12 protein-coding genes are annotated in these 15209 nt (G+C 64.8%); 4 read left to right on the top strand and 8 right to left on the bottom strand.

All coding sequences use genetic code 11. The features are described 5' to 3' along the window. Nucleotides 1–81 precede the first annotated feature (81 nt). The 3 genes from A9762_RS16705 to A9762_RS16695 form a co-directional block, all read right to left on the bottom strand. A complete protein-coding gene (locus tag A9762_RS16705) occupies nt 82–2787 on the bottom strand; it encodes a bifunctional acetate--CoA ligase family protein/GNAT family N-acetyltransferase (RefSeq protein ID WP_069343139.1) in 2706 nt (901 codons plus the stop codon). A 225-nt stretch (nt 2788–3012) separates the two neighbouring features. Next, entirely contained in the window at nt 3013–3498 is a 486-nt protein-coding gene (dps, locus tag A9762_RS16700; protein WP_069343138.1) for a DNA starvation/stationary phase protection protein Dps, read from the bottom strand. A gap of 148 nt (nt 3499–3646) precedes the next feature. Beyond that, complete coding sequence (locus tag A9762_RS16695; RefSeq protein ID WP_069343137.1) at nt 3647–4219, bottom strand: HdeD family acid-resistance protein; 573 nt, start codon at nt 4217–4219, stop codon at nt 3647–3649. A gap of 580 nt (nt 4220–4799) precedes the next feature. Between A9762_RS16695 and A9762_RS16690 the strand changes: the two genes are divergently transcribed. The 4 genes from A9762_RS16690 to A9762_RS16675 all read left to right on the top strand — a co-directional run bounded on the left by A9762_RS16690 (nt 4800) and on the right by A9762_RS16675 (nt 9728). Next, nucleotides 4800–5327 carry a spore coat U domain-containing protein gene (locus A9762_RS16690; protein ID WP_069343136.1) on the top strand — a complete coding sequence of 176 codons (528 nt, stop codon included), beginning with the start codon at nt 4800–4802 and terminating at the stop codon, nt 5325–5327. A gap of 105 nt (nt 5328–5432) precedes the next feature. Next, a complete protein-coding gene (locus A9762_RS16685; RefSeq protein WP_170836262.1) occupies nt 5433–6110 on the top strand; it encodes a molecular chaperone in 678 nt (225 codons plus the stop codon). 34 nt (nt 6111–6144) lie between these two features. After that, nucleotides 6145–8772 (top strand): fimbria/pilus outer membrane usher protein, encoded by a 2628-nt coding sequence (locus A9762_RS16680; RefSeq protein WP_170836261.1) that lies wholly within the window; start codon nt 6145–6147, stop codon nt 8770–8772. Next, complete coding sequence (locus A9762_RS16675) at nt 8769–9728, top strand: spore coat U domain-containing protein (protein ID WP_069343134.1); 960 nt, start codon at nt 8769–8771, stop codon at nt 9726–9728. The genes A9762_RS16680 and A9762_RS16675 overlap by 4 nt, the downstream gene beginning before the upstream one ends. A gap of 31 nt (nt 9729–9759) precedes the next feature. Here A9762_RS16675 and astA read toward each other — a convergent pair whose 3' ends face one another. The 5 genes from astA to A9762_RS16650 form a co-directional block, all read right to left on the bottom strand. Further along, on the bottom strand, nt 9760–10815 hold the full coding sequence (gene astA, locus A9762_RS16670) for an arginine N-succinyltransferase (RefSeq protein WP_069343182.1): 1056 nt from the start codon (nt 10813–10815) through the stop codon (nt 9760–9762). Nucleotides 10816–11034: 219 nt separating this feature from the next. Continuing rightward, nucleotides 11035–12276, bottom strand: coding sequence for an aspartate aminotransferase family protein (locus tag A9762_RS16665; RefSeq protein ID WP_069343133.1), 1242 nt, complete (start codon nt 12274–12276; stop codon nt 11035–11037). A 210-nt stretch (nt 12277–12486) separates the two neighbouring features. After that, the gene (locus A9762_RS16660) at nt 12487–13209 is read right to left on the bottom strand and encodes an amino acid ABC transporter ATP-binding protein (protein WP_069343132.1); all 723 of its coding nucleotides are present in this window, start codon (nt 13207–13209) and stop codon (nt 12487–12489) included. After that, nucleotides 13193–13945, bottom strand: coding sequence for an amino acid ABC transporter permease (locus A9762_RS16655; protein ID WP_069343131.1), 753 nt, complete (start codon nt 13943–13945; stop codon nt 13193–13195). The genes A9762_RS16660 and A9762_RS16655 overlap by 17 nt, the downstream gene beginning before the upstream one ends. Nucleotides 13946–14121: 176 nt before the next feature. Continuing rightward, the gene (locus tag A9762_RS16650) at nt 14122–14901 is read right to left on the bottom strand and encodes a basic amino acid ABC transporter substrate-binding protein (protein ID WP_083254004.1); all 780 of its coding nucleotides are present in this window, start codon (nt 14899–14901) and stop codon (nt 14122–14124) included. Nucleotides 14902–15209 lie beyond the last annotated feature (308 nt).

Raw genomic sequence — 15209 nt, 5'->3', positions numbered from 1 at the left:
CGTCTTCCTGGTCGAGGCGGCCGCCCTGCCCCGCGAGCAAACGCCGGGCGCAGTGAGCGCGCCGGCCGCCATCGTCCGCCGTCACACCTTGCGTGTCTCCCGCGCCTGCGCCGTCTGTTGCAGCGGCAGCCGGATATGAAGAATGCCCGCCTCCATTTCCTTGTCTTCGACAAAACCGAGATGACGGGCGAGTGTCAGCATACGCGTATTTGCCGAGAGCACATAGCCGATGAGTTCCCCAGTGCCCCGCTTGCGGCTGTAATCGACGATGTGCTCCATGAGCGCGCGTCCCAGGCCGCGCCCCTGCGCCGCCGGACTCACCGTCACCGCAAACTCGGCGACCGTGTTGTCGGGATCGGCGAGCGCCTGCACCACGCCGAGCAAACGGGTTTGCCCGGCCTCATCCTTTTCCGTGGCGACGAACGTCATTGCGCGGTCGTAGTCGATCTGCGTGACGCGCGCCATCTGTGAGTGCGACAACTCCTTGATCAGCCCGAAGTAGCGGAACTGGACATCTTGCGGTGTGAGCGTGTGGAAGAACGCGTTGTACGCCGGCTCGTCCTCCGGTCGGATCGGGCGCACCCTCACCGGCTTGCCACCCGCGTCCACCGTACTCTCCAGCTCCTGCGGATAGGGCGCGATAGACAGACGGCCGTGTCCCGGCACCGCAGGCGCACGCGCCACGATGCGAGCGTCGAGCGCGAGCACGCCGCGCGCATCGGCAAACAGCGGATTGATGTCGAGTTCCGCGATTTCCGGCACGTCGCACACCAGTTGCGAGAGCTTCACCAGTGTCAGATAGATCGCCTCATGATCGGCGGCGGGACGATTGCGATACCCCGCCAGCAGCTTCGACACGCGTGCACGCGCCACCATGTCGCGCGCGAGATTCAGATTCAGTGGCGGCAGCCCGATCGTACGATCGGCAATGACCTCGACGGCCGTGCCGCCTTGCCCGAACAACAGCACCGGCCCGAAAACGTTGTCGGTCGCCACGCCCACGATCAACTCGAACGCCTCCGCGCCGTTGGCCATGCGCTGCACCGAATAACCGGTCACGCGAGCGTCGGGTTTCGCGGCCAGCGCGCGCTTGCGAATCTGGCGCGCGGCCTCGCTCGCCTGCTCCGCCGTTTCGATGTTGAGCACGACACCGCCGACATCCGACTTGTGCGTGATGTCCGGCGAAATCAGTTTGACGGCCACCGGAAAGCCGATGCCCTTCGCCAACTCGCCCGCGAGTTCGGGCGTCTCGGCAACGAGCGTCTCCACGACCGGAATGCCGTAGGCAGCGAGCACGCCCTTCGCTTCCGGCTCCGTGAGAAGCGCCCGCCCCTCGCGCATGGCACTGTCGACGATGGCCCGCACACGTGCCACGTCGGGCGCGAATCCCGGTGGAATGGACGGCGGCGTCTCCATCAGCAGCGACTGGTTACGTCGATAGTTCACCGCTTCGAGAAACGCCCGGGCGGCGTTCTCCGGCGTGTCGTACGTCGGCAGGCCGGCCTCGCGGCAGATGCGACGCGCGCGCTCGGCCGTCTCGCCACCGAGCCAGCAGGTGAAGACGTTTTTCGGCGGCTTAGGTAACGCCGCAAGCGCGTTCGCAACGTCGAGACTCGGCATGACTGCCGTCGGCGCCTGAATGAACAGCACCGCAGCCGTCTCGGGGTCGCCGCACAGCGCGGCAAGCGTTGCCGTATAGCGGTCGAGGTCGGCGTCCCCCCCGATATCGACCGGGTTGACCCGCCCCAGCGTCTTCGGCAGCGCGGCGTCGAGCGCCTCGCGCGTCTTGTCGCTCAGATGGGCGAGCTTGCCGCCTTCGAGTACGAGGGCGTCGGTGGCCATCACGCCGGCACCGCCGCCGTTGGTCATGATCGAGAGTTTGTCGCCGACGAACGGGCGCAGACGGGCGAGCGTCTCAACGGCGGCAAACAATTCATCGGTCGTATCCACGCGCAGCATCCCGGCGCGCCGGATTGCTGCGTCGTACACGTCGTCCGATCCGGCCAGCGCCCCCGTATGCGAGGCAGCTGCCTGCGCGCCCTCGGGCACGCGTCCCGACTTGATCACGACGACCGGCTTGTTACGTGCGGCAGCGCGCGCAGCAGACATGAACTTGCGCGCGTCGCGAATCGATTCCATGTACATCAGAATGGCGTCCGTGCCCGGGTCGCTCGCGAGATAGTCGAGCATGTCGCCGAAGTCCACGTCCGCACTGTCGCCCATCGAGACGAAATGCGAGAAGCCGATCTCACGTGCATCGGCCCAGTCGAGCACAGCCGTCGTCAGCGCCCCCGATTGGGAGACGAAGGCGAGTTTGCCCGCCCGCGCGCCCATGTGCGCAAAGCTCGCGTTCAGGCCGATGCCGGGGCTCAGTAGCCCGATGCAGTTCGGCCCGAGAATGCGCAGCACATGCGGCTTCGCGTTCTTGAGCATGCGCTCCTGCAATGTCACGCCGTGGCGATCTTTCTCGCGTGCGAGTCCCGAGGTCAGCACAACCACCGCGCGAGTACCGCGCTCGCCGAGTTCCTTGATGAGATCGGGCACCGTCGACGGTGGTGTGCAGATGACGGCGAGATCCGGCGCCTGCGGCAGATCGCCGACATCCCGGTAGCACTTCAGACCGGCCAGCGTCGAATACTTCGGATTCACCGGATAGATGTCGCCCTTGAAGCCCCCGTCGACGACGTTCTGCAGCACGGTCGTACCCACGCGGCGCTCGCGATTGGACGCGCCAATCACGGCGACCGATTTCGGCTGGAACATCTGGCTCAGGTTACGGGTAGTCATAGCGGCTCCGGGGGGATGCAGGGGATGCGGGGCAGGACATGCGAACGCGCGCGCCGGGATATTCCGGTGCGCGCGTCCGTCTTCGGCCCACAGGCGAATCGACCGAATCTATCGGTCTTGCTACGAGATGCGCGAGTCACGACGCAGATGTCTGTCGAGGACCCGGCACCGTGCCGGTGCGTGTTGCGGGCACCCGAACGGATGCCCGGCAACCGCGTCACTCAGTCACTCACCGCGCAGGTGCGCCTCGACCTTCCACAGGTGATCGTCGACACCTCGCGAGATTTCGGTGAAGACGTCCGACGTGGTCGCGTCGCCGATTTCGGCCGACGCATTGATCAGGCCACGAATGATCTCGCCATACGCGGCGAGCGCTTCGGCCAGTGCCGCGGCGTGATCGAGGCCTCGCTTGAACTCGTTCTTGTAAGTCGGCAGTTCGGTCTTCTGAGCCACCGTCTGCACGCGGCCATCAGCCACCCCACCCAGCGCGACAAGACGCTCGGCGCACAGATCGGCCCACTCGATGGCCGCGTTATAGACGTTGTCGAACAACAGGTGCAGCTCGATGAAGCCCGGGCCATGCACGTTCCAGTGCGCCTGCTTCGCCTGACGCTGCACATCGATGCCGTTGACCAGCCCGCGACTCAGCTGGTTGACCGATTCGATACGGATTTTTTCACCGAGGGTGTTACGCGTATGATTCAGAGCCATTTGACACTCCTGACGTCTGGGCGACCCGCAGGTCGCCGGGGGGAAGCCGTCGGCATCGGACACCGGCCGTGTTGCCTTGCTGGCCGGGCCCGTGCGGACGAAGGGAAACGGATGGGATGTGTGCTGAATTCACCCTGTTTGCGAGGGGTCAGGACCCGAGGTGCCCCGAGGGTGCATGCGACACGCGGTGCCCTGCGCCTCGCAGCTTGAAGCCGGCCATTGCCAGCAGCACGCCCCAGATGATGGCCCATGACCCGATGGCCCAGATCAGGGCGAGCGCGCCCGCGCCCGGTTGCCACATGATGAAGATGGCAAACAGGATGCTGAACACGCCGGACAGAATGACCCACAGTTCGCCCTTGATCTCGCGACGCAGCGCGATGCCGGCGGCCACCTGCAACACGCCGGTGACGAAACTCCAGGCCACGATATAGATGAGCAACGCCACGGCGGTCAACGCGGGGTTGAGATAAGTCAGGACTCCGATGACTATGCCCGCGATGCCTTGCAGCAGCGGCAGCCACCAGTCGGCATGCTCCTGACGCGCGCTCCATGCGCCGCCGAGCGAGAAGATGCCGTCCACGAACGAAAACGCGCCAAAACAGAGCACCAGCACCGCAATCGTCACGCCCGGTAACGCAAAGGCCGCGATTCCGAAGATCACGGCCAACACGCCGCGCAGCACAAGCAACCACCAGTATTTCGACAGAAGTCTGAGCATGGCATCCCTCTCGTGAAATATCCGCAGGCAGCGAACACGGGCGACTGACGGCCTAGCACACGTTTGATGTGATTGGGCGCCCGATGCGCGTCAAGAAGTCATTCTAGAGACGGCTTCGACGTGAGAGCAAGTGAAATATGTGCGAATGCTTGTGCCATCGGCAGCCACTTTGACGCGCGTCATCTGATGTCGATTTGCTGCGCCGCATACCAGACGGCACTTCCAGTGTCGACGCCCGTGGATCTCGCGCCAGCCCTGCGGCATGGGGCCGCACCTCACGACGTCACCCCACGATCGTTACCGGAAATCCCCCCAATCATGCGCACTGCGTCATAAGAGAACGTGCGCGTTGCGCGTATGTTTCCGACACTCGCCGAGCGGCATTTCCGCCTTCGCTTGGGATCATTCCGAAAACAGTTTGATCGGGCGTATTTCGGGCAAATGCCTTCATAAACTACGTAAAAAGCGTCCGAAACGTAGTGCGTGAACGGGCGTGATGTGCACGTGATGTGAACGTTGATAACGCAGTCCCCACAGCAAGACATCGCTCTATCAAATAGGACTCCAAAGGAGAATAATCATGAACCGACCGTTGCTCTGTCTGGCCGTCTCCGGCATCGTCGCTGTGCTCGGACACAGCACCCCATCACACGCTGCCGTCTACTCCAATGGTTCGGCCACCGCGCAAATGCGGGTGCAACTGACGATCCTGCCCGGCTGCACGATCGCCGCCACCCCCATGACGTTCAACGCCGTACAGGGCTCGGCGACCGGACCGGTGGCGAGTACGTCGTCGCTCACGGTCATCTGCACGGCCTCCACGGGCTACAACATCGGCCTGAATGCCGGAACGGTGCCGAACTCCACGGAGACGAACCGTTTGCTGGCCGGCACGCTCACCGGCAACACCACGACCATCCCGTTCGGCCTGTTCCAGGACGCCAACTACGCCACGCCGTGGGGCAACACGCAAGGCTCGAACACGCTGAGCGACTCGGGCACCGGCGTGCTCAAGACCTACACCGTCTACGGTCAGGCCACGCTGTCGGCCACCATGCCCGCGCCGGACGTCTACGCTTCGACGGTGACGGCAACCGTCTACTTCTGACACATCAGGTCAATCATGACGATCAAGCGTCCTCCGAGACCCGTCGTCCGGCGACCTACGGCCTACGCATGCGGCGGCGCCTTTGTCGCGCTGCTGACCCTCTGCGTGACCGACGGTAACGGCGCGACGCTGCAAGTCTCCCCCGTCATCGTCAACATTCTGCCCACGCAGCCCGCCACCACGCTGACGCTCGGCAACTCCGGCGATCTGCCGATTCACGGCCAGCTTCGGCTATACGCCTGGACACAGCGCAACGGCGACAACGTACTCACACCGACCGAGACGCTCATCGCCAGCCCGCCCATCGTGCGTATCGAGCCGGGCGAGCGGCAGATCGTCCGGCTCGTGCACGTTGCCCGCAAACCCGACGGCAATGAACAGAGTTACCGGCTGCTGGTCGACGAACTGCCGTCGGCCGACGCCACGCCGTCTGAGGGCGTGTCCATCCGCCTGCGGTATTCGCTGCCGGTGTTCGTGCAGGCGGCCAACACGCGCGCGCCATCGCTGCATTTCGACGTGCGCATGGCGCAAGGCGAGCTGGAAGTGCGCAACGACGGCGAGCGCCATGCCCAGCTTGGCGCGACACGGGTGCTCGATGCCTCCGGGCGCAGCGTCGAACTGACACGCGGCCTGCTCGGCTATGTGCTGGCGGGTCAGACACGCCGCTTTGCCGTGCGCTGGCCCGCTGGGGCGCCGCCCGTGGCCCCATTCACGGTGGAGTCGCGCATCGACGCGGTGCCGATGCGCTTTGCCGCAGACGTCTCGCCGGATGGCGAGCGCTAGCCGTGCCGCCGCCCGCCGCGCTCTCAGGCGTGCCGTGCCAGTGCAGACAGATGTCGCGCCTCGCGCCACGGGGGTGTCCGCTGCTGTCTCGTTGAGCGCCGCGCTCGCCACGTTTGCGGCGCTCTCGACGGCATCGGCAGGCCCGGCGTTTGACGCCCCGCCGGAGACCGACGACATCGATCGCACGCGCGCGCGTTCGGCAGCGGCACCGCACACGCCCGGCACGGCGTTGTTCGATGACGCAGCACTGGCGGCCGCAGGCAAACGTGCGCCTACCGTCAGTGCCGATTCGACTCCGGTGCCAGGCATGACCGCGACCGCCGGCATCTCACGGCTCGACGGCCCTTACGTCCTGGAGGTCATCGTCAACGGGGAATCAACCGGACGCATCGCCCCTTTCGCGAGACGGCAGGGCCGCTGGTACGCGAAAGCGGGCGACCTGCGCGCACTCGGGCTCACGTCGCATCGGCTACCGCCGAACGACTCGACCGACGTCGCGCTCGATTCGCTCGACGGCATTCGCACCGCTTACGACGCGTCGCGTCAGACGATGGCGCTCGACGTCGGCGACGCGTGGCTCGCGCCATACCACCTGAGCAGCCCGCAGCCGCTGGTCATCGGCGCGAGCGCCGACCCTGGCGTCATCGTCAACTACGATGGCTACGTGCAGCGTGACCGCCTCACCCGCGCGTCGCTATGGAGCGAAGTTCGCGGCTTCTGGTCAGGCGGCACGCTGCAACAAACGGGCCTCGCCGAACACGCACGCGGGCGACACGGCTACCGCCGCTACGACACCTGGTGGCAACACGACGACCCGTCGCGCCTCACCACCTGGATTGCGGGCGACCTCATCACGGGTTCGCTCTCATGGTCGCGCTCGTTGCGTATTGCCGGCGTGCAATGGCGCCGCAACTTCACGTTGCGCCCGGACCTCGTCACCTTCCCGATCCCTGCATTGCGTGGCAGCGCCGTCGTGCCCTCTTCCGTCGACCTGTATCTCGACGGCGTTCGACGCATGGGCGGACGCGTGCCGCCGGGCCCCTTCGTCATTCAGGAGACCCCCGGGCTGACGGGCGATCTGCAAGCGAGCGTGGTCACGCGCGATGCGCTGGGCCGCGAACAGATCACCACGGTCCCCCTCTATATCGACCCGCGTCTGCTAGCCCGCGGCCTGTCGAGTTTCTCCGTGGAAGCCGGCCTGCCGAGAGACGACTACGGCGTTCGTTCGTTCGCGTACCGGCATCACCCCGTCGCATCGCTGGCGGCGCGCTACGGCGCGACCGACACGGTCACTGTCGAAGCGCAGGCACAGGCCGGGCGACGTCTCGCGCTGGGTGGCGCGGGTGCGCTCGTCGCGCTCGGGCATGCGGGCGTCGTGAGTGCGTCGGCGTCGATTTCCGGCGGACGCGGCACCGGCGGCCAGTGGAGTGCCGGCTATCAATACCTGTCGCGACGGTTGAGCATCGACGCGCAGATCATCCGCACCACGGGGCGCTATCGCGACATCGCAACGCTCGACGGCATGCCGGTGCCACGCGCCAGCGACCGCGTGACCGTGTCGATCCCGTTTGCGCGCAGCAGCACCGCGTCGCTGGCATGGTTCGCGCAGCGTGCATCGCGCCAACCGGCCACGCGCGTGCTGTCGGCCAGCCTCACGCTACCGGCCGGCACGCGCGGCATGCTCTCCATGGGCGGGTTTCGCGACTTCGCCCGACGTCGCTCCCACGGCGTCTTCGCCATGCTCAGCGTCTTGCTGGGCGGCACGGCAGACAGCGCGAGTGCGGCGCTGGGCAATGCATCGTTCAGTCAGCAGGACGGGCAGACGCAGGCATGGGTCGGCGCGAGTCGCACGCCGGACTACAACGGCGGATGGGGATGGCAAGTGCTGGGCGGACGCGCATTCTCGCAACGCACGATGCAGGGCGAGGTGCAGTATCTCGGCCGCCACGGCGAAATCTCGGCCCTCGCGCAACGCGTTGGACGCCAGTCGGGGGCTGCGCTGGGCATGACCGGCGCGCTGGTCGTCATGGACAACAGCATCCACGCCACACGCCGCACCTACGACGCCTTCGCACTGGTCAGCACCGACGCACAAGCGCATGTGCCGGTGCTGCGCGAATCGGTGCCCGTCGGACACACCGATTCGCGTGGCTACTTTCTGGTGCCCGACCTGAACGGTTACGAAGCCTCGCGCATCGGCATCGATCCCATGCATCTGCCCGCCGATCTGGAGGTCACCACCACCGAGCGACGTGTGGCCCCGCAAGCACGCAGCGGCGTGCTGGTGCACTTCCCTGTGCGACGCTACCGGGCGGCACTCGTCACCCTCGTCGATGCATCGGGACAGCCGTTGCGGCCGGGCACCTCGGTCCGTCACGTGCAAAGCGGGATCGTGACGGTCGTGGGGTATGACGGCGAAGTGTTCGTCGACGCACTCGGCGCGCGCAACACGCTTGAATCGCGTGACGGACGCCAGCGCTGCCGCGTCTCGTTCGACTGGACCACGCCGCCTGAGGGACGTATCGCCCGCGTCGGCCCGCTGGCGTGCGTGGTGTTCGGCACGCTAGCGGGCGAATCGGCGTCGCCCCCGGCCTCACCGGCAGCGAAGGATCCGGACAACCCTCCGCCATCGACGCCATCGTCACAAGAGAGCCACTCATGATCCTCAAGCGTGCAGCGCTCACCGCCGGATGCCTCGCGTTGACCCTCAGCGCGCAGGCACAGACATGCGCGGTGGGTACGCCGACACTCGCCTTCGCCGCCTTCAGCCCGATTTCGGGATTTGCGCTTTCGGCCACCGGCACGTTTCCCGTGTCATGCACCTGGCCTGCGCTCGGCGGCAACCCGAACGTCAAACTCTGCTTGTCGCTCAACACCGGTCAGCCGCTCACGCTGACGAGTGCCGCGAGTGTCGGCAGCGTCATCAATTTCGGACTCTTCACCGATCCGTCGTTCTCGAATGCGTGGGGTAGTAGCACGAGCAACGTCATTTCGCTCACGATGGCGCGTCCGTTGCTCGGCGGCACGGTGACGCAGAACGTCAACTTTTACGGCAGGATCTCGGCAGGGCAAACCACAGTGCCGACCTCGGGCAGCAGCAATACGGTCTATTCGCGCACGTTCGCGTCGGCCGACACCGTACTGCAATACGCGTCCTACGCCGCGCTCTCGCCTGCGCCGACCTGCGGCACGGCCATGACCGCTGTCCCCGGCTCACCGTTCACCGCCAATGTCACCGTCATCAACAACTGCACCATTGCTGCGGCCAACATCACGTTCGCAACACAATCGGCACTCGCCAGTCCTGTTGCCAGCAGCGGGCAACTGAGCGTGCAATGCACGAAGAACGATGCCTTCCGGGTCAGCCTCTCGGGGGGATTGCTCGGGACTGTGACGTCACGCACGATGACCGGGCTGACGTCGAGCGTGCGCTATCAGCTGTATCTGGACAGCGGCTACGCCACGATCTGGGGAGATGGCACGGCAGGCACGTCGCAACTGACCGGCGTGGGCACCGGACTGGTTCAGGTCATTCCGATCTTCGCGCTCGTCCCGTCACAATCGACGCCGGCCCCCGGCGTCTATACGGACACGGTGACGGCGACGATTCAGTTCTGAGCGCGCTCGGAGGAACGCTTGCGCAACGGGGTCAGATGGCTTCGGCGCGCGGCGGCTTGAGCGGCAGCACCTGCACCCGGTCGCCCTGCTTCACGCCGAGCGCCTTCGCGGCGAGCGGGCTGAGCGCAAACGCACGTCGCTCGGGACGCCCCGTCACCAGCGTGGCGCGGAACCCGTCCAGACCGAGGCATGCCACGAGATAGGGTTCGGCATTCGGCGCGACCGAAGGTGCCCCGTCATCGGTCGTCACGATGTTGACCGACAGGTAACGGCTATCGCGCGCCGCGCGCAAGTCGGCCACTCGCGCTTCGAGCACCGGACCGCTGTCGAAGATATCGACGTGCGCGCCGGAGCGCATCCCTTCCTGCTCCAGCAAACGCCGCGCCGGTAAAGTATCGCGGTGCGTCACGCCGATCGCCGCCTGTGCCTGCGGCGACAGAAAGTCGACGTAGATCGGGTATTTCGGCATCAATTCGGCGACGAACGACTTCTTCCCGATGGACGTCAGATAGTCCGCCTGATCGAAGTCGATCTTGAAGAAGTGCTGCCCGAGCGACTGCCAGAACGGGCTTTGTCCATCGTCGTCAAAGAATCCGCGCAGCTCGGCACACACGTGCGGGCCGAAGCGCTCGGGAAACTGCGCCATGAACAGGAAACGCGCCTTCGAGAGCAAGGCGCCGTTGCCGTGACCTCGCCACTTGGGGTCGAGCAGCAGCGAGCAAAGTTCGCTATAACCCGTGAGATCGTTCGACAACGACAGCGTGAGCATGCGCGACCATACGTTCAACTCACGGCTCGCGTGGACGATGGTGTCCTTGCGATACGTGTAGAACGGCTGCTCCAGCCCGACGGCCGCCTCCAACCCGCAGACGCCGGCGATCTCGCCGGTCTCGACGTCTTCCATCACGAACAGATAGCCCTGCTCGGCCGTAGGCGCCTGCCCCTCGACCGTGGCGGCCACGCGCGTCAGACGCGCCTCCAGCGCCGCCCGATCCGGCTTGAACGACGTCATCCCCGGGCCAGCCAGCGCCGCCAGGGCGAGCAGCGCGGGCAAATCGCCCGGACGCGCCAGACGTACCACACGCAACGAATTCGCCGCGCCGTCGTGCGTGGGATCGGTGTCGGTGAGCGCGTGGGTTTGGGTCACCGCTTTCGATGGATGCGTCATGTGAGCATTCCGTGATGAATGATGGGAAGCGTTGGATCCGTTGAATACAACAAGGGCCGGAGCGACGTCATCCGTCGGTCCGGCCCGAAGTCCTGGGCATGGCTCAGGCCCTGGCGTGCTGAAAACGCAGCAGCTCGATCAGGCGGCCTTTGCCGTTGCCGCCACCGTCGCGACTGCCTTTTCCAGCGAGGCGAGACCCGCGTCGATGTCGGCGAACGGGATGTTCAGCGACGGCGCGAAACGCACCACGTCGCCGCCCGCGACCAGCAGCATCAGGCCATTCTTCTCGGCTTCACCGACGATGTCCTTCGCCCGGCCGGCAAATGCCGGCTTGAGCACGGCGCCGATCAGCAGGCCCATGCCGCGCACCTGTTCGAACACCCCATGGCGGGCATTGATCGCTTCGATACCCTTGATGAAGTGATCGTGGCGCGCCTTGACGCCATTGAGCGTCTCGGCCGTGTTGATCAGTTCCAGCACACGACCGGCGATCGCCGTGGCCAGCGGGTTGCCGCCGTACGTGCAACCGTGCGTACCCGGAGAGAAGCTTGCCGCGATCTTGCGGGTCGTGAGAATGCCGCCGATCGGATAGCCGTTGCCCAGTGCCTTGGCCGTGGTCAGGATGTCCGGCGTCACGCCGTATTGTTCGTAGGCGTACAGCGTGCCGGTGCGACCGACGCCCGTCTGCACTTCGTCGAAAATCAGCAACGCGCCATGCTGATCGCACAGCTCGCGCAAGCCCTTCAGGAATGCCGGATCGGCCGGCAGCACGCCGCCTTCGCCCTGCACCGGCTCGACGATGACCGCGGCCGTCGCGTCCGAAATCGTCGCCTTGACGGTCTCGAGATCGTTGTACGGCAGATGCATGATGCCGGCCGGGATCGGGCCGAAACCTTCGGTGTACTTGGCCTGACCACCCACGCTCACGGTGAACAGCGAGCGGCCGTGGAACGAGTTGTAGAACGAAATGATCTCGCTCTTTTCCTTGCCGCCACGCTCCGCAGCGTGATCGTAGGCATAACGACGCGCCAGCTTGAGTGCCGCTTCGTTGGCTTCGAGGCCCGAATTGCAGAAGAACGCCTTGTCGGCGAACGTGGCCTCGGTGAGCGCCTTCGCCAGACGCAGCACCGGCTCGTTGGTGTAACCGTTGCCGATGTGCCAGACCTTGCGGGCCTGCTCTTCGATGACCTTCACCAGTTCCGGGTTGGCATGGCCGAGCGCGTTGACCGCGATCCCGCCGGTGAAATCGACATACTCGCGACCTTGCTGATCCCACATGCGCGAGCCTTCGCCGCGCACGGGCACCATCTGGGCAGGAGCGTAATTGGGCACCATCACGTCGTCGAACGTCTGGCGGGTCACAGCGATTTGCTGGCTCATGACTACCTCGTGAAATCGGAGTGCAATCTGCGATTGCGGGGCAACGTCGGACATAGGTCGCTGCCCTGTGAAAAAACCTGGCGAATGGCTCAGGGTGCCTGCGACGCGCCGGTGCTCGGAGTCACTCGGCGCGCGTACCCTCGCATTGTAATCAGATGCGGCGCGCGGATATACCTCTGCGCGCGTCGCCGTCGTGAGAATTCGTGAGAATTACAGGACCTTGCGCAAAAATTCGCGCGTGCGTTCGTGCTTGGGCGCCGTGAAGATATGCTCGGGCGGGCCTTCTTCCATGATCACGCCCTGATCGATGAAGAAAACGCGATCGGCGACTTCCCGGGCAAAACCCATTTCATGGGTCACCACGACCATCGTCATGCCTTCTCCGGCGAGCGACTTCATGACTTCCAGCACTTCGCCGACCAGTTCCGGATCGAGTGCGGACGTCGGCTCGTCGAACAGCATCACCGTCGGCTTCATGGCAAGCGCGCGAGCAATCGCCACGCGCTGCTGCTGGCCGCCCGAGAGCTGGTTCGGGAACGCGTCGATCTTGTCGATCAGACCGACCTTCCGGAGCAGTTGCTCGGCGATGGTCACCGCCTCGGCCCGCTTGATGCCGTTCACCTGCATCGGTGCAAGAATCAGATTCTCGAGCACAGACATGTGCGGGAACAGGTTGAAGCGCTGGAACACCATGCCCACGCTCGCGCGCATGGCATTCATGTCGGTCTTCGGATCCTCCACATGGAAACCGTTGACGAGCACTTCGCCGCCCGACACGTCTTCCAGACCGTTCAGGCAGCGCAGGAAGGTGCTCTTGCCGGAGCCCGACGGCCCGATCACGCACACCACTTCCTTTTCTTCGATGCGGCACGAAATGCCGCGCAGTACGTGCGCCTCGCCGTACTGCTTTTGCAGGTTATTGACGACGATCACCTTTGCCGTACCTCGTTTCCAGATGTTGAACAAATGCCGACAGCACCAGCGTGATCACCCAATAGATGAGCGAAATCGTCAGATACGGCTCCCAGTAACGGGCGTAGGCGCCCGACACGGTACGCGCCGCGTACGCCAGTTCCGCCAGACCGATGGCCGACGCGAGCGACGAATCCTTCACGATGGCGATGGCGTTGTTGCCCAGCGGCGGCAGCATGCGGCGGAACGCCTGCGGCAACACGACCTTGCGCAGCGTCTGCATATAGGTCATGCCCAGCGAGCGGGCGGCTTCGGCCTGGCCCCGGTCGATCGACTGGATACCGGCACGGAAGATCTCCGACACGTAAGCGCCGGCGTTGAGCGAGATCGCCAGCACGGCCGACATGAACGCGCCGTACTGCGAGCGGATTTCACGGGCGAAATCACCACTAACGAGCAGGCCGCCCGACGGATTGATCAGCACGGGCATCAGCGCGAAGTGGATCAGCAGAATCTGCACGAACAGCGGCGTGCCACGGAAGAAGCTGACGTAAAAGCGCACCGGATATTGCACCGCGTAGCGCAGAAAATACTTATAGAAGCCGTGACGCGCTTCGGCCAGACGGCCAACGCCAAGCACGAGCCCAAGTAACGTGCCGGCGATCACACAGATCACCGTGCACTTGAGCGTCATCAGCGTGCCCTCGACGAACAGGGGCATGTATTCGCTGATGATGTTCCACTGGAACCCACCCATGAAGCACCTTTCTCACAAAATGAAACGGACCGGACAGCGTCGACTACCCGGCAGAAAAAACGCGCGCGGCCCGGGGATGACGTCGTAACTCGACGATCAGCTCACGGGCCGCGAGTGGCCAGAGTCTCTGGCGCGCGTGGCGCGAATCTTACACGCGTTGAATGCGGTGCGCCTGTTTACTGCTGCGGCAGGGTCGGCACGTCGGCGTCGAACCACTGCTTGTAAATCTTGGCGTAGGTGCCGTCAGCCACGATCTTCTTCAGGCCGGTGTTGATCTTGTCGAGCGCGACCTTGTTGCCCTTCTTCACCGCGATACCGAAGTACTGACGCTTGAACTTGTTGTCGTAGACGAGCTTGAACGGCTTTTCCGGGTGGCTCTTGATGTAGAACTTGATCACGCCGACGTCGCCCACGGCGGCGTCCACACCACCGCGATACAGCTCTTCGAGCATGAGCGGCGTGTTGTCGAAGCGGCGGATGGCGGTGCTCGCCTTGCCCAGTTCTTCCGAGACGGCGATGTCGCCGGTGCTCGAATTGACCACGCCGACCTGGAGTTTCTTCAGATCGACCAGACCCGTGACCTTTGCGGTCGGTGCGGTGATGATGACCTGATCGGCCGGGAAATACGGGGCCGAGAAGTCGACCATTTCACGACGCTTGTCGGTAATGGTGATGCCGGAAATGATGATGTCGCGATCGCCCTGATCCAGCGTGGCGAAGATGCCTTCCCACGGCGTGCTGACCAGCTTGACGTTGAAGCCGCCGGCCTTGCCGATCGCCTTGATCACGTCGATATCGAAGCCGACCAGTTCCTTTTGCGGCGTTTCGAATTCGAACGGACGGTACGTGCCGCCTGCGCCTACGGTGTAGGTGGGATCGGCGGCCTGCGCTGCCGGCAGCGCGGCGAAGGTCGTCAGAATACAGGCGGCGGCCAGCACCAGGCGCTTCGTCAACATATTGATTTCCTTGGCGAGAATTCTAGAAAGAGCGCAATGATACTCCTCGCTGCCCCCGAAACGTAAAAAACCCGCCAAAGCGGGTTAGCTCGTTGCGATCTCGCGACGTGAGGCTGGATCACGCCTGGCACCGGACGCGCAAATCAGAATGCGCCCGCGGCAATCGGCCCGGCCGTCTGCCCCGGCCCGAAAACCACATCGCGGTAGGTCTTGCCGGCGGGGATCATCGGATAGACATCGTCTTCCCGGGCGACCAGCACGTCGAGCAGATACGGCTCGCTCGGGTCCTGAAGCATGCGGGCCAGTGC

Source organism: Pandoraea sp. ISTKB, assembly GCF_001721285.1.
GTDB classification, from domain to species: Bacteria; Pseudomonadota; Gammaproteobacteria; order Burkholderiales; family Burkholderiaceae; genus Pandoraea; species Pandoraea capi.
Note: the sequence above shows the minus strand (reverse complement) of the source record. Positions and strands in the feature narration are given on the sequence as shown.